Below are 18,208 nucleotides of genomic sequence, written 5' to 3'. Positions count from 1 at the left end.
CCGGGAAAAAACCGCCCCGAGAGAGACCCCCCCCCCCCCCCCCTCCCTCCTCCCCCCCCCCCCCCCCCCTCCCCACCCCCCCCCCCCCCCCCCCCCTCCCCCCCCCCCCCCGCCCCCTTGGACATCCGGAAATGCGGAAATCCGGCAATCCGGCAATTCGAAATGAGGAATGCCATGCGTACGTGTTCTTGGAAGGCCCGTCTCGGACTCACGGCCTCGGCCGCCCTCGCCGCCGGTGTCGCGGCCGGCGCGCTGGCCCCTGCCGCAATGGCGGCGCCGGCACCGCAGAGCCGGACGTCCGTCGCGGCCGCTCGGCAGCTGCCCGCCGACAGCGCCGGCCCGGGCAGCGGCCGCATCCAGTTCGGCGCGGTCCGGGCGGCCGACGGCAGTGTGCGCATCGGCGACCGGGTCTGCGCGGGCAACTGCAACGCCACCGTCAACGGCAGCAGCGGCGGCCAGGGCGGGGGGATCTGCGCCGGACTGTGCAACGGAAGCGCCAACGGCGGCACGGGTACGGCCGGTGCGCCCGGACGTGAGGGCGGGATCGGCGGCGCGGGCGGTATCTGCGCCGGGATCTGCAGCGGCAGCGCCAACGGCGGCACGGGCGGCACGGGCGGAGCCGCCGTGGGCACCGGCGACGGCGGCCGCGGCGGCACCGGCGGCATCGGCGGGATCTGCCTGGGGCTCGGCTGCACGAGCGGCGGCCGCGGCGGCACGGGCGGCACCGGTGGCGCCGGCTGACGGACCCGCAACAACCGGCGCCGGGAACCCCGGAACCCAACTGATGCCCCGAACCCCGCCCCCCCGGTGCCCCGTCGGCCGCATTCGAGTCGGCAAGCGAACGTCGAGCCTTCCCGATGTGAGGGGCCTTGCGCTACGACGCGCTGGGCTCCGCCGCCGCGCCGAACCCGCGCAGTTCCCGGATCGTGCCGCCGAGCTTGTCACGGAACCCGGCCAGCATCTGCGGCTGGGCGCTGACGATCCAGCGGTTGCCGACCAGGTACTTGCCGCCGTACCCGGAGGCGGAGTCCAGCCAGGTCTCCTTGAGCTCGTCGGTGGGGAACGTGGTGATGAGGTAGTCGACCTCCTTGGTGTGGCACAGGCCCTGGCGCAGTTCCGTGGCCTCGATGCGGATCTTGGGCTTGCAGTCGATCAAGCCGGCGATCACCTCGACCTTGGCCGGAGCCACGACCCCGTTCGCAGGGGCGTCCGACACGGAGACCTTCGACTGCCTGCGCTTCTGGTCCCCGTCGTCGCCACCGCCACTGCAGGCCGCGGTCAGCGGGACGACCGCCAAGGTCGCGGCCAGGGTCGCGCCGCGCATCAGGCGCCCGGTGTGCTGGACTAGTGGCTGCTGTGGCACGTTGCGTCTCCGTTTCCGGGTGGTCCAGCCCGCGGCCGACGGGCAGGCGTACGACAAGGGGTACGCGTCAACGCCAGTGCCTGTTCACCCCCTACGCGCCACGGGCACCGCCAATGCTCAGGCGCCGGTCCCCACCCAGGCGTGCCGCAGGCACCGAAGCCCGTCGCGCCCTACTGTTCCTTCTCTGTCATCTAAGATCGCCGCACAGGAAAACGGTGCGGGGTGGCGGCGTGCTCTGGTGGGCTCTGGACGAGATACGAGTGCAGGTGACGGGACGCGACGCCCGTTACTCGCAAGTGGTGTTGGAGCTGGCCTGGAATCCGGGCCCGGGGGCGGATGCGTCGCTTGCGGCGCAGGTCCTGGCCGGTATGACGGAGCGGGCGTGGCTGTCGGCGCCGATCGGGTCGGTGGTCCTCGTGGCACCCGGAGCCGGTGCACACCCGGGGGTGGAGCTGGCCGTGGACAAGGTCCAGGAGCTGTGGCCGGCGGCGGTGGTCACGGTGGTGGACGAGACAGTGGCCGCCCTGGCCGGTGCCGGCCAGGACCCGGAGCCGGCCGCGTGTGTCGTGGTGCACCAGGACGGGCTACGCACCTCGGTCGCTGTCGTCGCCGGGCGCGAGGCGATCGCCGGTGGTCTGGCGGCCGGTGGCACGCGAGGTCTGGCCCAGGCGGTGGTGGAGCATCTGCAGGGCGAGCACCGGCTCGATGCCGGCCTGGAGGAGGCGTGGGCCGCGGTCGTTCACGGCGGTGCGTTCGCGCCATCGCCCACGGTGCCCACCCCCGGGCCCGTCCTAGGGGTGATGATCACCGAGGATCGTGTCTTCCCTGCGCCGCCGGGCAAGGTCACCTTGTCGCCGGCCGAACTGCGCGCCGTCGTAACCCCTGCCTATCAGCCGGTGGTGGGCCTCGTGCAGCAGGTGTTGTGTGAAGCGCCGCCGGAGACCGTCCGGCAGGCGACCGCCGGCGGGCTGCTGCTGACCGGCCCGCACCCGCCCGGAGCGGAGGACCATCTGACGGATCTGACCGGGCTCCCCGCTCGCCGGGTGGTCGAACCGAAGGCAGGGCATCACCGCCCCCAGGTCCTCCTCCACGGGGTGGCCCGTCTGCTCGCCGAGAAGCCGCCTGCCCCCGTGATCGCCGAGCACCGCATCGACCTGGCGCAGAAGCTGCAGATGCTGGAGAAGCTCGGCCTGCGGCCACCACCTGATCTGAACGCCGACGACAGGTAAGTCCCGTGCGGAACGCTCCGGGCCAGGACTTGTGCGGCTTCGCGGAGCGATCACCACACCAAGGGGTGGGCATCACACCGGAACAGAGGTGGGGAGGAACCGGTGAGCACTACCGAGCGGAGATGGCTCGTGCGGTTTTCGTGGGCGGCACTCGCGGTGCCGGCGAGCGCGATGCTGACGGCGATTGCGCTCGGCCTCGTCTACGGTGCGTCGCTGACGCCCGTCGGATGGCGGAACACGTTCGTCATGGGCTTCGTCGGGATGGTGCTGGGCGGGGGTCTGATCGGGTTGGCGTTCGTCCTGTACGACTTCCGGACGGAGAACCCGGAGGAGAGCGTCCATGTACAGGAGATCGCGGTGGCCATCTGCGTCGCTGTGACCATGTTCGTGGGGTGGATCGCCCTGGAGGACCACGCGTTGCACGAGCGTGGCCGACCCGTCCGAGCGGTCGTGACGGCTCTGCAGGCCAGCGCCGGCCCGTTCGACGCCGGAACGGAAGCGGTCCTGGCGGATGCCTCCCACCACCCGCTCGGCGCCATCGGCGCGGGGGACCTCGCTGTCGGTGACCACATCACCGTCACCATCGATCCCCGGGGCAGGTACGGCGTCAGTGCCGGCCCGCCGCCCGCCAATCCCGAATGGCTCTGGACGCTGACCGCCCTGATCGCCGTGGTTCAGGCCCTGCTCACCGCCTCCATCGGTTTCAGTGCGGCCAGGGCACGGGAGCACTGGCCGCCTCGGGCCAGGTGAGCCGACTCGGCTGACAGCGCCCGCCCACGCCGCTTCATCGGCGACGTGGCCTGCGGCATCGGCCATGTTCCCGTCTCGGAAGATCTGGCCGACGGCCGACTTGCCGCGCCGCGGGTAACGGGGGTCCTGGCGAGGCTGCCGGCACGAGGGACGCGGCCGCCCCCTCATCGCCCAACGGCACGGGAGCCTCGTGCGTTGCCCACCGCCGCATGGGCGAGCGGCACTTCATGGTGCCCGCCCGCCACCCTCGACGGCTTCATGAGGGGCACCGGACTGACCCTCGATGACCCAGCATCACCCTGCCGAACCGAAGTCAGCAGACACCAAGGTCAGTGGTCGGCCGGGTGGTTGCGGAGCTGCGTGATCGGCGCGAGCTCCTCTGGTTCACTCCGTGACGAAGTCGGCCATCATCGCCATGTCCTCGTGCTCGAGGTTGTGGCAGTGCAGCAGAAACCGCCCCGGATAGTCGGTGAAGCGCGTGACGATCTCCACGGACTCGGCGGGACGCAGATCCACGGTGTCCTTCCAGCCCGCGTCGTACGGTCCGGGCGACCTGCCGTTGCGAGCGGTCACCTGGAAGTGGTTCAGGTGCAGGTGCACGGGGTGGTGGAAGTCGGTGACGAACCGCCATACCTCGGTGGTGCCGAGGCGGACGGCCGCCAGTGGCCTGCCGGGCTCGTAGGGACGGCCGTTGATGGTCCATCCTGATCCGCCCCGCCGCTGGAAGTGGAAGGTACGGGTCGCCGCGGCCTGCTCGGCCCGTGGCGTGGGGATCGCCGAGAGCCGGTCCGGTACACGGGAGTCGTCGGCCGGAGGCCGGGCACCGGAGACGTCGAACCGCATGACGACCGCCGTGCCGCCGCTGCCCAGGCGGTTGACCAGCCGCACCCGGGCGCCGGGCCGGTAGCGGGCGAAGTCGACGACCACGTCGAAGCGTTCGCCTGGGGCGATGTCCAGGGCGTCGTGCGCGAGCGGCCGCTCCAGTAGGCCCCCGTCCCCGCCTGTCTGCACCAGAGCGCCGCCGCCCGGCGGCGCGGGGTCGAGCGCCAGGCGGTAGCGGCGGGCGTTGGAGCCGTTGAGCAGCCGCAGCCGGTAGCGCAGGCGCTGGGTTTCGAGCACCGGCCAGGGTGCCCCGTTGACCAGGATGACATCGCCCAGGACACCGTCCATGTACGGGTCGGTGACGCCCGCCGTGCGCTGTCCGGCATCGAGCGCCGGGTACTGGAAGGAGCCGTCGGCAGCGAAGGAACGGTCGGCGATCAGCAGCGGGACGTCGCGCTCCCCGGCAGGCAGGGGCAGGGCCTCCTCCTCGTCGTCGTGGACCAGATGGAATCCGGCGAGCCCGTGCCAGACGTTCGGTCCGGTGAAGCCCATGCGGTGGTCGTGGTACCAGAGGGTCGCGGCCCGCTGCTCCATCGGGTACGTGTACGTCCGCTGCCCGGAGGCGGTGTCCTGCGCGCCGCCGGCTCCGGGCATGCCCGGCATCCCGTCCGTGCCTGCCGTGCTGTGGTGAGGCAGGATCAACGCGGTCGGGTAGCCGTCGCTGCCGTACGGGGTGTGCCCGCCGTGCAGGTGGACCACGGTCGGACGGGGCAGCTCGTTGCGGTGCCGCACCACCGTCCGGCGTCCGGAACGGGACACGATGGTCGGTCCCGGGAACGTCCCGTCATAGGTCCAGGCGTCGGTCTCCAGACCGGGCAGGATCCTCAGCCGCGCCGGCCGCTGGGTGATCTCGTACACGTCCGCCGCGGCGCCCGTGCTGACCGGTGCGAGCACGGACGGCACGGGCAGCGGCACCTCGTACGGCCTCGGCAGCGGGGCCCGGCTGCGCAGCAGCAGCCCCGGCTGACCGTACGTCAGCGCCCCTCCCGCCACGGCCCAACCGCCCGCGGTGAGCGCGCCGCCGCCCACGGCCGCCGCTGCGAGGAGCCGGCGCCTGGTGATGCCGCCGGTCACGCGGATCCCTCCTCGGCGGCAGAGTCCTCGCTACGCCCGGCGCCCTCGGTACGGGAGGACGGGGTCCATGCGGCCGCCGGGCGCCATGCGCGGACCAGCATCAGGAACGTGCAGGCGATGATCGCCACGCCCAGCGGGACATGGACGGCGAGCACGCGCCCGTACCCCATGGCTATCTGCCCGGCCTCCGCGCCGAAGAGCGCGACGGAGGCCAGGGCCGGCCAGCCTGGTCCGCCGCCGGGCCGCCACAGCAGCAGCGCGGCCGCGGTCTGCGCCACGGCGGTGAGCCCGGTGGCGGAGGCGTTGAGCGCGTGCAGGTCGAGGGCCGCGTAGTGACCGGACAGGAAGCTTCCGGCGAGGACCGCCTGCCCCAGAGCGAGGACGGCCTCGCAGGTCACGACCGTCCGGAAGAGCAACAGGGCCCAGCGCCGCACCGGAGGACGTGCGTCGTTCGCGGGTGGAGGCGGCGCCTGGACCGGGGGCGAGGCGGACGCAATCGACTTAGGCATGCTTGAGATAGTGCCACATGGAACCATCTTATCGGAACCAATCTCACCTTGCCCTATGCTGATGCCGATGAACACGCCCGACTCCACCCCGCGCCCACCCGGCACCGGCCGCGTCCGCGTCGGTCCGCTGCTCCGCCGCGCCCAGCGGCGCGCCGCCCAGACCTTCGCCGACGCCCTGCGCCCCCTGGGCATCGAGGGCCGCCACTACGGCGTCCTGCTCAACCTGGAGCTGCACGGACCGCTCAGCCAGCGCCGGCTCATCGACCTCACCGGCAGCGACAAGTCCTCGATGGTGCGCACCGTCGACGATCTGGAGACCCGCGGCCTGGCCGTACGCCGCCCCTCACCCACCGACCGCCGCGCCTACGCCGTCGAGATCACCGCACAGGGCACGGCGTTGTTCGCCAAGGCGTCTGCCGTCGCCGACGACGTGGCCGCACGGCTCCTCGGCCACATGGACGAGGGCGACCAGGACCTGCTGTGCACCCTGCTGGAACGCTTCATCGCCGCCCCGGAAGCCTGACAAGCGCCAGGCGCGCCCCTGGAAGCACGGCGGTGAAGCCGCGGGCAGGTGGGGATCCCGCTGCCGGACGGCTGCGTCCGACGCCCCAGGGGTGGCCGCAAGCCCGCCGAGGGACCCTCGCCCTGCGAAGTGATCGTCAGTTGGGCGAGCCAGGAGCCGTTCCCGGACTGAGGGGGACAAGGCGGCGGGCGAGTCCGCCATTGCAGCCGAAGGCGTCAGTCGGTGTATGCCTGGAACACCTTGAGCGTGTCCTCATAGAGATGGAGTTGGACAATCCGGTCGCCTTCCACGCGGAAGTGCATGGCGACAGGCATGTCGTAGGTTCGGCCGGTGCTCTTGGCCACGCGCGTGAACTGCCCCAGCATGACCGCGTGTTCGCCGTCGACCAACAGTCCGAAGAACCGCTCCACCACCTCACGTGTTGTCATGATCGAGAACCTTCCATGCGAGAGGTAGGTCGAACTCCCCAGGGCGGCACCCCAGTTGGTGCCGAGCGCCGTGCGGAGCGAATGGTGGCGGTCAGGAACGGACCGTCGGCGAACTCCCGATAGCCCGCGGGTTTCCCGACACGGACCCCGACGTCACCCACCTCCGCCGCCCCGTCGGATCACAGGGGGCTGCGCATACCGACGTCGGCGGCCACGTGGCCCATTCATCGCAGGCTGCGCCCCGTCCAGGAAGACCGCCAGTGCGAAGGTGGCTCCCGTCGGCGGCCAGGTCTAGTGTGAAATCGAACAATGCGGCCGGGGGAGCATAAGTTGAATTCAGATTCAGCATTTCTCCCTGGCGTCGCGCTGCCACATGTACCACCAAGTAGTTCATCGTCGCTCGGGGTGACCGCCGGAGGCCATTGTGCTCCCTACGCATCATCGGACCGCGACCGTCGACGCCCAGCAGGTGTTCTATCGTGAGGCCGGCCCCGAGGAAGCCCCGACAGTTCTGCTTCTGCATGGATTCCCGAGCAGTTCGCACATGTTTCGACACCTCGTTCCCGCCCTCGCCGACCGCTATCACGTGATCGCCACCGATCATGTCGGATACGGGCACTCGTCCATGCCCCAAGCCGGTGAGTTCACCTACACATTTGATCATTTGGCGGCCGTCACTGCGGGATTGCTGGAGAAACTGGGGATCAGCCGTTTCTCGGTCTATGTACATGACTACGGTGCGCCCATCGGCTGGCGCCTCGCCTTGAATCCTGCTTTCGAGGTGACCGCCATCATCTCGCAGAGCGGCAACGCCTACATGGAAGGCTTCGCCAAACCCTTCTGGGACGATCTGTTTTCCTACGCGACGTCACCCGGTCCCGACACCGAACCCGGCGCGCGGGCGAAGTTCAGCGCCGAGACCACGCGCTGGCAGTACGAGAACGGGGCCGAGGACCCGAGCCTGGTCAGCCCGGACAACTGGCTGCACGACCAGACCTTGCTGGACAGGCCGGGCAACGACCAGGTGCAGCTGGCGCTCTTCCGGGACTACCCGACGAACATCGGGGGTTACCCGCAGCTCCACGAGTACTTCCGTGCCAGCCAGGTGCCACTGCTGGCCGTCTGGGGTGAGCGCGACGAGATCTTCGGGCCGGACGGCGCTCACGCCTTCTCGCACGATCTGCCCGATGCCGAAGTCCATCTGCTCCCAGCCGGTCATTTCGCCCTGGAGACGCACCTGGATGCCATAAGCGGTTACATCCACGGATTCCTCGGCCGTCTGACCGGCTGAGGGTGGACGAGGAGGGCGAGCGGTGGCCACTTTGATCTCAGTCAACGTCGGGATGCCGAAGGACGTCTCCTGGCACGGCAGGACCGTGTACACGGGGGTGCACAAGCAGCCCGTGTCGGGGCCGCGGATGGTGCGGCGGCTGAACATCGACGGTGACGGGCAGGGCGACCTGGGCGGTCACGGCGGGGAAATGCGGGCCGTGCTGGTCTACCAACTCGACTCCTACCGCTTCTGGTCCGAGAAACTGGGCCGGGACGACCTGACGCCGGGCAGCTTCGGGGAGAACTTCACGGTCGACGGGCTTGCCGACGACGAGGTGTGCATCGGCGACCGGTACCGGGTCGGCGGAGCCCTTTTGGAGGTCTCGCAACCGCGAGTGACCTGCTACCGGGTCGGCATGCGCCTGGCCGAACCGCGCATGGCGGCGCTGCTGGTGGCCCACCATCGGCCCGGCTTCTACCTGCGCGTCATCGAAGAGGGCGAGGTGGAGGCCGGGCAGCGGATCGTCAAGGTCTCCACCGGCCCGGAGGCCATGACCGTCGAGGAGATCGACTCGGTCCTCTACCTCTCCGGTCACACCCCCGACCAGGTTCGCCGTGCTCTGCGCATACCGGCTCTCAGTCCGGGCTGGCAGGGCTCGATGCGCGACCTGCTCGAACAGGCCGACAAGGGCGCGACCGCCTCGTCCGGCAGCGCCGGCCTCACCGCCGTGGCCGGTATGCCGCCCCCCGCATGGCGCGGCTTCCGTCCTCTGACGGTCACGGACGTTCACCCCGAGAGCGACGACGTGATCTCCCTGAGGCTGGCCGCGGCTGACGGCTCCGTCCTGCCCGCCGCGCTGCCGGGACAGTTCCTGACGGTGAAACTGCGCACCGCGGCCGACGAGACGCCCCTGATCCGCAGCTACTCGCTGTCGGGCCGGCCCGGCACGGGTACGTACCGGATCAGCGTAAAGGCGGAACCCCATGGCCTGGCGAGCACGTATGTGCGCACCCACGTCCAGGCCGGCGACAGCCTGGAAATCGCCGCACCGCGCGGCACGTTCTACCTCCCCCCCGGCGACACACCGGTCGTTCTCGTGTCCGCCGGCATCGGGGCGACTCCCGTGCTGGCCATGCTGCACGCACTGGCAGACGCCTCCACCGGCAGGCAGGTGTGGTGGCTGCATGCCGCCCGCAACGGCCGCGAGCACTCCTTCGCCCAGGAGGTGCGGGATCTGCTGGCCACTCTGGACAACGCACGGTCCGTCATCTACTACAGCAGGCCCGACGGCGCCGACGAGCCGGGCAAGGACTACTCGGAAGCGGGCCGCATATCCAGCGAACGGATCCTCGCTCTGGGCCTTCCCTCCGATGCCGACGCCTACGTCTGCGGACCGGCGGCCTTCATGGACGGCATGACCGACGCGCTGGTCAAGGCTGGCCTGCAGCCGTCTCGCGTGCACACCGAGAACTTCGGCGGCGGCCCTTCCCTCACTCCCGGGATCAAGGGCACGCCCGTGGCGAGGGCGCCGCACCGGCCGGAAGGCGCCGCGGGCACCGGGCCCTCCGTCTCCTTCGCCCGCAGCGGACTGACCGTCCCGTGGAACGACGACCAGAACTCGCTGCTGGAACTCGCGGAAGCATGCGACGTCCCGGTCCAGTGGTCGTGCCGCACCGGCGTCTGCCACACCTGTGAGCTCGCCATGATGTCCGGCACCGTGGACTACTCCCCGGACCCGGTCGAGCCGCCGGGCGAGGGCAACATCCTCATCTGCTGCAGCAGACCCGCGCAGGACGTCGTCCTGGATCTCTGACACCTGACCGCATCGCGGGTGGCCCTGCTCGGCACAAGGACGAACGGACGGTTCCCAGGACGGCAGCGGTGGATCCGGATCGGTCGGAGTGGGACGTGATCGTCCTCGGCGGTGCCGCGGCGGGCGAGAACGCCACACAGTACGCGGCGGCGCTCCACGTCCGCGGATCATCTGTTCCTGAACGACCCACGCGTGCCGGCACGGAGCCTCTCGTCACGTCCCCTGTGGCTCTCCGCCGACGGTGACGGAGCCGAGGAGCGTCGATCGCAGCCGTTCCGTCCGCCGGCCGAACGGGCGGGTGAGCCCCGGAACCTGCTCGGCGACAGACCTGCGCGAACAAGAGCCTGCTGCGCGGACGAACCAGGGCCTTCGAGGACGGGCGGCTGGGAGGCAAGCCGTCCGCGCCGTCGAAAGATTCTTCCGCCGGGGCGACGGTTTTCCCTCCTCCCGCTGGTCTTGATTGGCGACCGAACCCGACCAGCATGTGGAGCCTCCGATGCCAGATCACCTCCAGACCGCCGTCGTCACCGGTGCGAGCCGCGGCTTCGGGCGCGCGATCGCCGCCGCGCTCGTGGCCCGTGGTACCCATGTCATCGGTATCGCCCGCGACGGGCAGGAGCTGCACGCCGTACGGGGCGAGCTCGGCCCGATGTTCACGCCCGTCGCCGCCGATGCCGTCGGCGAAGCCCTCGCCGAAGAGGTGATCCGTACCCACCGGCCCGGTCTGCTCGTGCTCAACGCCGGGGCGACGCCCCACATGGCGCCGGTGCACGAGCAGACCTGGGAGACCTTCAGCCGCAATTGGGAGGTCGACACGCGGCACGTCTTCGCCTGGACCGGGGCTGCTCTGCGAGCGCCGCTGAAGCCCGGCAGCGTCGTGCTCTCGATGTCCAGCGGAGCTGCGCTGGGCGGCTCCCCGCTCAGCGGCGGATACGCCAGTGCCAAGGCTGCCATCCGGTACCTGCGCCAGTACGGCGCCGAGGAGTCGCAGCGGGCCGGGCTGGGCATCCGGTTCGTCACACTCCTGCCGAACATGACTCCGGTCGGCGGGGTGGGCGACGCAGGGGTCACGGGCTACGCCGCCCGTGCCGGCGTAGCCCGTGAAACCTTCGTCGAAGGGAGGCAGCCGATCCTCACCCTGGAACAGATCGGCAAGGCTGTGGTCGAACTCGCCGAGGCCCCGGACAGCGGTCCGGAGTACCGGGTCGACGGCGCCGGGCTGAACCCGATCGACTGATCCACGCCTACGGTCGTCCCGCCGCACTCCGAGGAGAACCCATGAGGCCGTCCAGCGCCGAGTTCACCGCCCTGGCCGAGCAGTTGCGGCCAGAACTGCTCGCGCACTGCTACCGGCTCCTCGGCTCGATCCACGACGCCGAAGACCTGGTCCAGGAGACCTATCTCCGTGCGTGGCGCGCGCTCGACGGCTTCGAAGGCCGTTCCTCGGTGCGGCGGTGGCTGTACAAGATCGCCACCATGGCCTGCCTGACGGCCTTGGAGACGCGATCCCGGCGGCCTCTTCCCTCGGGGCTGGGCGCGCCGTCGGACGATCACCGTGTGGCGGTGGCTCGCCGCGAGCCGGCAGTGCCCTGGCTCCAGCCGGCGCCGGACGCACGGTTCGGCGCCGGCGACCCCGCGGCGATCGTGGCCACGCGGACGGGAGTGCGCCTCGCGTTCATCGCCGCACTGCAGTTCCTGTCCGCCCGCCAGCGCGCCGTGCTGACCTTGCGCGACGTGCTCGGGTTCCGGACGGCCGAGGTGGCCGAGATCCTGGACACCACGACCGCTGCCGTGGACAGCGCGCTCCGCCGCGCCCGGGCCCGCCTGGCCGATGCCGGACCGGTCGCCGACGACCTGGGCGAGCCGGACCAGGAGACCCGGCGCGGCCTCCTCGACGACTACGTCAACGCCTTCACCCGCGCCGACCCCGACGCACTGGTGCACCTGCTGCGCGCCGACGTCGAGCTGGAGATGCCCCCGACCCCGACCTGGTTCACCGGCCGTCGGGCCGTCATCGGCTTCCTTTCCGCCCGCGTCCTGCACCCGCACCTGTGGCGGCTGACCCCCACCCGCGCCAACGGTCAGCCGGCCCTCGTCGTCCACAAGCACGCTGGCGGTGGGCGGTACGAACCGTACGGCATCCAGGTCCTGACCCTTCGCGCGGACCGCATCGCCCGAATCACCGCCTTCAACGACCCTTCCCTGGTCGCGGCCTTCGCCCACCACCTCGCAACGCGCTGACGCGCGACACTGGGTATCCGGTCGGCGATGTCACGCAGGGTGTCGCAGCGCCGCCCGCAGTTCCGACGCCGGCCGCACCGCGGCACCCGCCGGGCGCCATGACCCGCTGCAAGAGGGCACTGGGCGTCATAGGCTGACCTTCAGGGGGCCGGCTGTGCCTTCGTGGAACGGGGCACGGACGGAATGGCCCGGCGGCCAAGCGGTGACGTCCGTGGCAGGGAGTGAGAGGCCCGTGAGCTCTCCGTACACCCTCGCGTTCGACAGCTCTGCCGAGGTCGGGACGAACGGCCTCGGCGGCAAGTGCGCCGCGCTCATCGTGATGACCCGGGCCGGTGCTCCGGTGCCGCCCGGGTTCGTGGTGACGATGGATGCCTTCGAGGCGCTGCTCGACCGCGGCGGGTTGCGCCGGGCCGTCGACGCAGCCCTTGCCGGGCTCGTCGCCGATCCGGGTGCCGTGACGGCGCGCGCCGCCGAGATCCGCCGCACGGTGATGGACCAGCCCGTGCCCTCACCGGTCGCGTCGGCGGTGACGGCGGCGTACGAGGAGTTCTGCCGGGCCGTCGGCTGCCCCGATGTCGCGGTGGCCGTCCGGTCGAGCGCCGAAGTGGAGGACCTGACCGAGGCGAGCTGCGCCGGTCAGTACGACACGTTTTTGTGGATCCGGGGTGCCGATGCCGTGGTCGAGGCCGTCCGGCGTTGCTGGGCGAGCCTGTGGACCGACCGGGCCATCATCTACCGCGTGGCTCGGGGGCTGCCGCAGCGGGGGCTGCGCATGGCGGTCGCAGTGCAGCAGATGGTCGATGCCCGTGCCTCCGGCGCCGCCGTGACCGTCAACCCGGCTGACGGCGACCCCTCGAAGATACGGGTGGAGGCGGTCTGGGGACTGGGGCAGCTCATGGTGTCCGGCGAGGTGACCCCGGACGCCTACCTGGTGGACAAGGTCCTGCTCAGCACGGTGCGGACGACGGTGTCGCCGAAGCACCAGGAACTGGTTCCCTCCCCTGACGGGCACGGGCTCGCACGGCGGGCGGTCGAGGAGGGCCGTCAGCAGGTCCCCTGCCTGGCTCAGAGGGAGCTCGTGGAGATCGCCCGCCTGGCCAAGACCGCCGAGCGGCACTACGGCTGCCCGCAGGACATCGAGTGGGCCGTCGACAAGCACCCGAACGGCTCCACGGATACGGCCGCATCCGTGCGACTGCTCCAGACCCGGCCCGAGACGGTCTGGAGCAGTCGGCCGAGGACACCTGCCCGGGCCGGCCACGGCGCCGGCGTCTCCAGCATCCTCGACACCCTCCTTCGCCCTGGGAGGTAGCCGACATGCCCCCTCGGCTCGGCCGCCGTCGAAAGAGTCGAAAGACTCGTCCACGCCGGGTCGGCGTCGCCCGCCTGCGAGCCGCGTGTCGGCATCGCCCGCCTGTTAGCCGGTAAGGAGCACGTCAAGATGACGGTCTCGCGCACGGCCTTCCCGAGCCCCTACGAGATGACCTCCCCCGCGGACGCGGAGGGGTGGGAACGGCTGTACCCGTACTACACGCTCTTCCAGCCCTGGCGGCGGTCGGCCGAGGAGGAGCGCTTCTGGTTCCGTGACAGCCAGCACTGGCCCACCGTGGTCAAGCCGTTCGAGACGGTCATCCCCGAGCTCTCGTTCAAGTGCCTGGGTCAGTTCAACACCCGGCACTTCGTCGTACCGCCCGCGTACGGCGTCATGTTCCGCATCCACCAGGGCTACGTCTACCTGAGCCCGGTGGCCGCGCCGGAAAGCCGGATCCCTGACCGGGCACAGCAGTTCCTGGACCGCGCCGGCTACTACTACGCGAACTGGGACAGGCTGCTGGAGAACTGGAAGGGCAAGGTCCTCGGCACCATCCGTGAACTGGAGTCGATCAGCTTCAGCGAACTGCCGGAGGTCCAGCCGTACGAGGACGTCGAAGCGGGCTCCGGCCTGGGCGCCGCCGACGACCTGCTCGCCGGGTACGACCGGCTCCTCGCCCTGTGCCACCGCGCCTGGCAGTACCACTTCGAGTTCCTGAACCTCGGCTACGCGGCCTACCTGGACTTCTTCCACTTCTGCAAGCAGCGGTTCCCGGACATCCCGGACCAGGGCATCGCGGCGATGGTCACGGGCGTGGACATGGAGCTGTTCCGGCCGGACGAGGAGCTCAGGAAACTGGCAAGGATCGCTGTCGAACTGGGCGTCGACAGGGCACTGACCGTGCCCGACCCCGGCGAGCACACCCTGGCCGCCCTCAGCCGCGAGCCACGGGGCAGCGACTGGCTCGACGCCTGGGACGCCGCCCGCGATCCCTGGTTCAACTTCACCTCGGGCAATGGTCTCTACAGCGACGACCGGTACTGGAGGGACACTCCCTCGCTTCCCCTGGGGTATGTCCGCGACTACATCCTGCGCCTGCGGCGGGGTGAGGCCATCGACCGGCGCCTCGTCGAACTCGCCGCCGAACGCGAGCGGATCACCTGCGAGTACGCCGCGCTGCTCGACGCCCCGGCACGTGCCGACTTCGAGGCGAAGCTGGGCCTCGCGCGCCAGGTCTACCCGTATGTGGAGAACCACAACTTCTACATCGAGCACTGGACGATGGGTGTCTTCTGGCGCAAGGCCAGGGAGCTGTCCGCCCTGCTGCACCGGGCGGGGTTCTGGCCCGGCACGAACGACATGTTCTACCTCACGCGCGACGAGGTCCGGGCCGCGCTGTTCGACCATGTGTCCGGCTGGGCGATCGGCGTCGAGCCGGCCGGCCCCGGTCACTGGCCGGCGGAGGTGGCACGGCGACGCCGGATCGTGGCCGCGCTCGCACGGCAGCGTCCGGAACCGGCGCTGAACGAACCGCCGCGAGCCATCACCGAGCCGTTCAGCGTCATGCTGTGGGGCATCACCAGCGAGCGCATCCGGTCGTGGCTGGCACCCCCGGGCGACCTGGGCGACCTGACCGGCATGGGCGACCTGACCGGCATGGCCGCCTCGCCGGGCGTCGCCGAAGGCACGGCCCGGGTGATCCGCAGCCCCGACGAGCTGGACCTCCTCCAGGAGGGCGACATCCTGGTCGCCCCGGTCACCGCACCCAGCTGGACGCCGGCCTTCGGGAAGGTCCGCGCGACCGTCACCGACATCGGGGGAGTCATGTCCCACGCCGCCATCGTCTGCCGTGAGTACTCCCTGCCCGCCGTCACCGGGACGGGCTCGGCGTCCACCCGCATCACATCAGGCCGTCGGATCCGTGTGAACGGCACGGCCGGCACGGTCACCCTTCTGGACTGATCAACCCCGCACGACAGGAGACGTCATGACGTCCGACCGGGCGCCCCGCAATCCGCTGCCGACGCTGCCGCTCGCAGCCTCGGAGACTCCCCTGAGCCACCCCCCGCCCCGGCCCGTGCCGTTGACCGGCGTCCGGCGGGAGACCGTCGGTGCGTGGTTCGCCCTGGACCCGGACCGGACACTGCGGCTCCTGGCGGCACGTACCTACGAGCGGCTGCTCACCGAATCCGCCCGTGCCGTCGGTGCCGCATTCACCGTGCCGCCCCGCACCGCCCTCAGCGTGCGGCGAAGCGGCCTGAACGCACCGCCGCATAAAGAATGACCTCTTTCGGTTGATTATGGATATTTACGGCGCAAGTCTTGACTGCATGGACGCCTGTCCGACACTCGGAGTGGTCGTGACCGACCGGCAGGGCCTGGTCGTCGGGTGGACGCCCGGAGCGGAACGCCTGCTCGGTCACACCAGCGCCGAGGCCCGCGGCCGGTCCGTGGCGGAGCTGCTGGATGCCCCCGTACTCGCGAGCGGGGAGCCTGCCCGGGGTGAAGGGGCTGCCGAGCACGGTGAGCAGCATCCGGACGTGAGCGTACGCCACAAGGACGGGCACCGGCTGGCCGTGGCCGTCTCCCGCCACCGCATCGCCCCGGGGGCGGACGGCACCGGAGGAGGACCCGGCACCGTCCTGCTCATCGCCCCGCCGTCCGGGCCGGCGGCGGAACGACTGTGGCAGGCGCTGTCCGGCTGGGTTCTGCAGGACTCGCCCCTGGCCCTGACGGTGTACGACACCGACCTGCGCCGCGTGTGGCAGAGCGACGCGATGCGCCGCCTCGGCGGCCTGCCCGACGGGGAGCGGTGCGGACGCCGGCCGACGGAGATCTTCGCCGGCCCCGAGGCAGTGGAGTGGGAGGAGGCGATGCGGCTGGCCATGGCCACGGGCGAAGAGCAGGTCAGCGAGCTCAAGGGCACCGGCCTGGCCGGCCTCGGATCCCGTCTCTTCAGTGTCTCGGCGACGCCGCTGCGGGACGCGGAGGCCCGTACGCTCGGAGTCTGTGCTCTCGTGGGTGATGTGACCGAGAGGCGCCGTGCCCGCGAGCGGCTCTCCCTGCTCAACGACGCGAGCCTGCACATCGGCAGCACCCTCGACATGGTGCAGACCGCACGGGAACTCACCGAGGTGGCCGTACCCAGGTTCACCGACTTCGCCCGCGTGGACCTGCTGGACGTCATCCTCCAGGGCGACGAACCCGCTCCTGGGCCGCTGGCCGGCCCCGTGCGGCTGCGGCGCATCGCGGAACTGTTCCTGTGCGAGGGGGTCACCACGGCACAGCGGACTGTCGGCGAGGCGGACGTCTACCTCGCGAACTCACCGGCCGCCCTGTGCCTGGCCACCGGCCGGCCGACGCTGTACCGGGACAACACCTCCCCGCCGATCCGCACCTACTACGAGATCGACGCGACCCCCGAGCGGCGGGCGAGGGTCCGGCGGATGGGCCCGCACTCATGGATCATCGTGCCGGTGAAGGCCAGGGGCACGACCCTCGGCGTGGTGTGGTTCACCCGCATGCGGGAGACTCCGGAGAGCTTCGACGAGGACGACCTTCCCCTCGCCGAGGACCTGGTGGCAAGGGCGGCGGTCTGCCTGGACAACGCCCGGCGCTTCACCCGCGAGCGCGCCGCCGCTCTCACTCTGCAGCGCAGCCTGCTGCCGCAGCGGATGCCGGAGCAGTCGGCGGTGGAAGCCGCCTTCCGCTACCTCCCCGCCGAACAGCGTTCCGGGGTGGGCGGCGACTGGTTCGACGTGATCCCGCTCTCCGGAGCCAGGGTCGCGCTGGTGGTCGGCGACGTGGTCGGGCACGGCATCCACGCGGCCGCCACGATGGGCCGGCTGCGCGCCGCCGTACAAACCCTCGCCGATGTCGACCTCGCTCCCGACGAACTGCTCACCCACCTCGACGACCTGGTCCTCCGGCTGTCGGCGGAGTCCGGGGCCGACATGCAGCCGCCGGGGGCGGAGGCCGCCGGGGACATCGGGGCCACCTGCCTGTACGCGGTGTACGACCCGGTCTCCAGGCGCTGCTCCATGGCGCTCGCCGGCCACCCGCCGCCCGCCGTCGTCGGTCCGGACGGCACCGCCGAGTTCCTGGACGTCCCCGTGGGACCGCCACTCGGCCTGGGCGGGCTGCCCTTCGAATCGATGGAGGTCACCCTCCAGGAAGGCAGCCTGCTCGCCCTTTACACCGACGGCTTGATCCATTCCGGCCACCGCGACTTCGGGGAGGGACTCGAGGCCCTGCGGGAGGCGCTGGCCGTGCCGACGGGCACGCTGGACTCCCTGTGCGACCACGTCGTACACAAGCTGCTGCCGGAGGGCCCCGCCGATGATGCGGCCCTGCTCCTGGTGCGGCCCCGGGCCCTGGACGCGCGCAGGGTCTGCGTGTGGGACGTGGAGGCCGACTTCGCCGCGGTGCCGCGGATCCGGTCGGACGCCGTCCGTACCCTTGACGAGTGGGGACTGGAAGAGACCGCGTTCGTCACCGAACTGGTGGTCAGCGAACTGGTCACGAACGCCATCCGGTACGGCGCCCCGCCGATCCAGTTGCGGCTCATCCACGACCGCGGGCTGATCTGCGAGGTCTCCGACTCCAGCAGCACCGCGCCGCATCTGCGGCGGGCCCGGATGTTCGACGAGGGCGGACGCGGGCTGTTGCTGGTCGCGCAGCTCACGGAGCGCTGGGGCACCCGGCAGACGGCGGCCGGCAAGACGATCTGGTGTGAGCAGACCCCGGCCGCGGCCGGCGGCCCACTTCTCTCCCTGGAGGTATTTGCCGCCATATGACCGCGCCGTACGCGG

At 71.1% G+C, this 18,208-nt stretch carries 16 protein-coding genes; 12 read left to right on the top strand and 4 right to left on the bottom strand.

Going from position 1 to position 18,208, the window contains the following annotated elements; all coding sequences use genetic code 11:
- Window positions 1-174 precede the first annotated feature (174 nt).
- Window positions 175-741: a hypothetical protein gene (locus ACZ63F_RS32410; protein WP_469716467.1), complete on the top strand. Its 567-nt coding sequence runs from the start codon at window positions 175-177 to the stop codon at window positions 739-741.
- A 133-nt stretch (window positions 742-874) separates the two neighbouring features.
- Here ACZ63F_RS32410 and ACZ63F_RS32405 read toward each other — a convergent pair whose 3' ends face one another.
- The gene (locus tag ACZ63F_RS32405) at window positions 875-1,363 is read right to left on the bottom strand and encodes a hypothetical protein (RefSeq protein ID WP_469716464.1); all 489 of its coding nucleotides are present in this window, start codon (window positions 1,361-1,363) and stop codon (window positions 875-877) included.
- A 215-nt stretch (window positions 1,364-1,578) separates the two neighbouring features.
- Between ACZ63F_RS32405 and ACZ63F_RS32400 the strand changes: the two genes are divergently transcribed.
- Both ACZ63F_RS32400 and ACZ63F_RS32395 read left to right on the top strand, forming a co-directional pair.
- Complete coding sequence (locus ACZ63F_RS32400; protein ID WP_469716462.1) at window positions 1,579-2,592, top strand: rod shape-determining protein; 1,014 nt, start codon at window positions 1,579-1,581, stop codon at window positions 2,590-2,592.
- Between the two features lie 102 nt (window positions 2,593-2,694).
- Window positions 2,695-3,342 carry a hypothetical protein gene (locus ACZ63F_RS32395; protein ID WP_469716460.1) on the top strand — a complete coding sequence of 216 codons (648 nt, stop codon included), beginning with the start codon at window positions 2,695-2,697 and terminating at the stop codon, window positions 3,340-3,342.
- Window positions 3,343-3,726: 384 nt separating this feature from the next.
- Here the strand turns inward: ACZ63F_RS32395 and ACZ63F_RS32390 are convergent, their stop codons facing one another.
- Together ACZ63F_RS32390 and ACZ63F_RS32385 are read right to left on the bottom strand one after the other, a co-directional pair.
- The gene (locus tag ACZ63F_RS32390) at window positions 3,727-5,298 is read right to left on the bottom strand and encodes a multicopper oxidase family protein (RefSeq protein WP_469716458.1); all 1,572 of its coding nucleotides are present in this window, start codon (window positions 5,296-5,298) and stop codon (window positions 3,727-3,729) included.
- Window positions 5,295-5,807: a hypothetical protein gene (locus ACZ63F_RS32385; RefSeq protein ID WP_469716456.1), complete on the bottom strand. Its 513-nt coding sequence runs from the start codon at window positions 5,805-5,807 to the stop codon at window positions 5,295-5,297. The genes ACZ63F_RS32390 and ACZ63F_RS32385 overlap by 4 nt, the downstream gene beginning before the upstream one ends.
- Before the next feature lie 67 nt (window positions 5,808-5,874).
- On the opposite strand from ACZ63F_RS32385, the gene ACZ63F_RS32380 reads away from it, so the two are divergent.
- A complete protein-coding gene (locus ACZ63F_RS32380; RefSeq protein ID WP_469716454.1) occupies window positions 5,875-6,330 on the top strand; it encodes a MarR family winged helix-turn-helix transcriptional regulator in 456 nt (151 codons plus the stop codon).
- Between the two features lie 215 nt (window positions 6,331-6,545).
- Here the strand turns inward: ACZ63F_RS32380 and ACZ63F_RS32375 are convergent, their stop codons facing one another.
- Entirely contained in the window at window positions 6,546-6,758 is a 213-nt protein-coding gene (locus tag ACZ63F_RS32375) for a nuclear transport factor 2 family protein (RefSeq protein WP_469716452.1), read from the bottom strand.
- Window positions 6,759-7,179: 421 nt separating this feature from the next.
- On the opposite strand from ACZ63F_RS32375, the gene ACZ63F_RS32370 reads away from it, so the two are divergent.
- The 8 genes from ACZ63F_RS32370 to ACZ63F_RS32335 all read left to right on the top strand — a co-directional run bounded on the left by ACZ63F_RS32370 (window position 7,180) and on the right by ACZ63F_RS32335 (window position 18,193).
- Window positions 7,180-8,049 (top strand): alpha/beta fold hydrolase, encoded by an 870-nt coding sequence (locus ACZ63F_RS32370; RefSeq protein WP_469716800.1) that lies wholly within the window; start codon window positions 7,180-7,182, stop codon window positions 8,047-8,049.
- Between the two features lie 22 nt (window positions 8,050-8,071).
- The gene (locus ACZ63F_RS32365; RefSeq protein WP_469716450.1) at window positions 8,072-9,844 is read left to right on the top strand and encodes an MOSC domain-containing protein; all 1,773 of its coding nucleotides are present in this window, start codon (window positions 8,072-8,074) and stop codon (window positions 9,842-9,844) included.
- Between the two features lie 496 nt (window positions 9,845-10,340).
- Window positions 10,341-11,081, top strand: coding sequence for an SDR family oxidoreductase (locus ACZ63F_RS32360; RefSeq protein WP_469716448.1), 741 nt, complete (start codon window positions 10,341-10,343; stop codon window positions 11,079-11,081).
- 41 nt (window positions 11,082-11,122) lie between these two features.
- Window positions 11,123-12,085, top strand: a complete 963-nt coding sequence (locus tag ACZ63F_RS32355; protein ID WP_469716446.1) for an RNA polymerase subunit sigma-70 — start codon at window positions 11,123-11,125, stop codon at window positions 12,083-12,085.
- Window positions 12,086-12,317: 232 nt separating this feature from the next.
- A complete protein-coding gene (locus ACZ63F_RS32350) occupies window positions 12,318-13,397 on the top strand; it encodes a PEP/pyruvate-binding domain-containing protein (protein WP_469716443.1) in 1,080 nt (359 codons plus the stop codon).
- Between the two features lie 129 nt (window positions 13,398-13,526).
- On the top strand, window positions 13,527-15,359 hold the full coding sequence (locus ACZ63F_RS32345; protein WP_469716441.1) for a PEP-utilizing enzyme: 1,833 nt from the start codon (window positions 13,527-13,529) through the stop codon (window positions 15,357-15,359).
- 25 nt (window positions 15,360-15,384) lie between these two features.
- The gene (locus ACZ63F_RS32340) at window positions 15,385-15,681 is read left to right on the top strand and encodes a hypothetical protein (RefSeq protein WP_469716439.1); all 297 of its coding nucleotides are present in this window, start codon (window positions 15,385-15,387) and stop codon (window positions 15,679-15,681) included.
- Window positions 15,682-15,757: 76 nt separating this feature from the next.
- Complete coding sequence (locus ACZ63F_RS32335; protein ID WP_469716437.1) at window positions 15,758-18,193, top strand: SpoIIE family protein phosphatase; 2,436 nt, start codon at window positions 15,758-15,760, stop codon at window positions 18,191-18,193.
- Window positions 18,194-18,208: the final 15 nt, after the last annotated feature.

It is taken from the genome of Streptomyces sp. NPDC104761 (assembly GCF_055583445.1).
Note: the sequence above shows the minus strand (reverse complement) of the source record. Positions and strands in the feature narration are given on the sequence as shown.

Bases quoted from the DNA above. Each gene is read 5' to 3' on its own strand.
- ACZ63F_RS32385 (WP_469716456.1), bottom strand. From the start codon at position 5,807: ATGCCTAAGTCGATTGCGTCCGCCTCGCCCCCGGTCCAGGCGCCGCCT.
- ACZ63F_RS32375 (WP_469716452.1), bottom strand. From the start codon at position 6,758: ATGACAACACGTGAGGTGGTGGAGCGGTTCTTCGGACTGTTGGTCGAC.
- ACZ63F_RS32355 (WP_469716446.1), top strand. From the start codon at position 11,123: ATGAGGCCGTCCAGCGCCGAGTTCACCGCCCTGGCCGAGCAGTTGCGG.
- ACZ63F_RS32340 (WP_469716439.1), top strand. From the start codon at position 15,385: ATGACGTCCGACCGGGCGCCCCGCAATCCGCTGCCGACGCTGCCGCTC.
- ACZ63F_RS32380 (WP_469716454.1), top strand. From the start codon at position 5,875: ATGAACACGCCCGACTCCACCCCGCGCCCACCCGGCACCGGCCGCGTC.
- ACZ63F_RS32360 (WP_469716448.1), top strand. From the start codon at position 10,341: ATGCCAGATCACCTCCAGACCGCCGTCGTCACCGGTGCGAGCCGCGGC.
- ACZ63F_RS32410 (WP_469716467.1), top strand. From the start codon at position 175: ATGCGTACGTGTTCTTGGAAGGCCCGTCTCGGACTCACGGCCTCGGCC.
- ACZ63F_RS32345 (WP_469716441.1), top strand. From the start codon at position 13,527: ATGACGGTCTCGCGCACGGCCTTCCCGAGCCCCTACGAGATGACCTCC.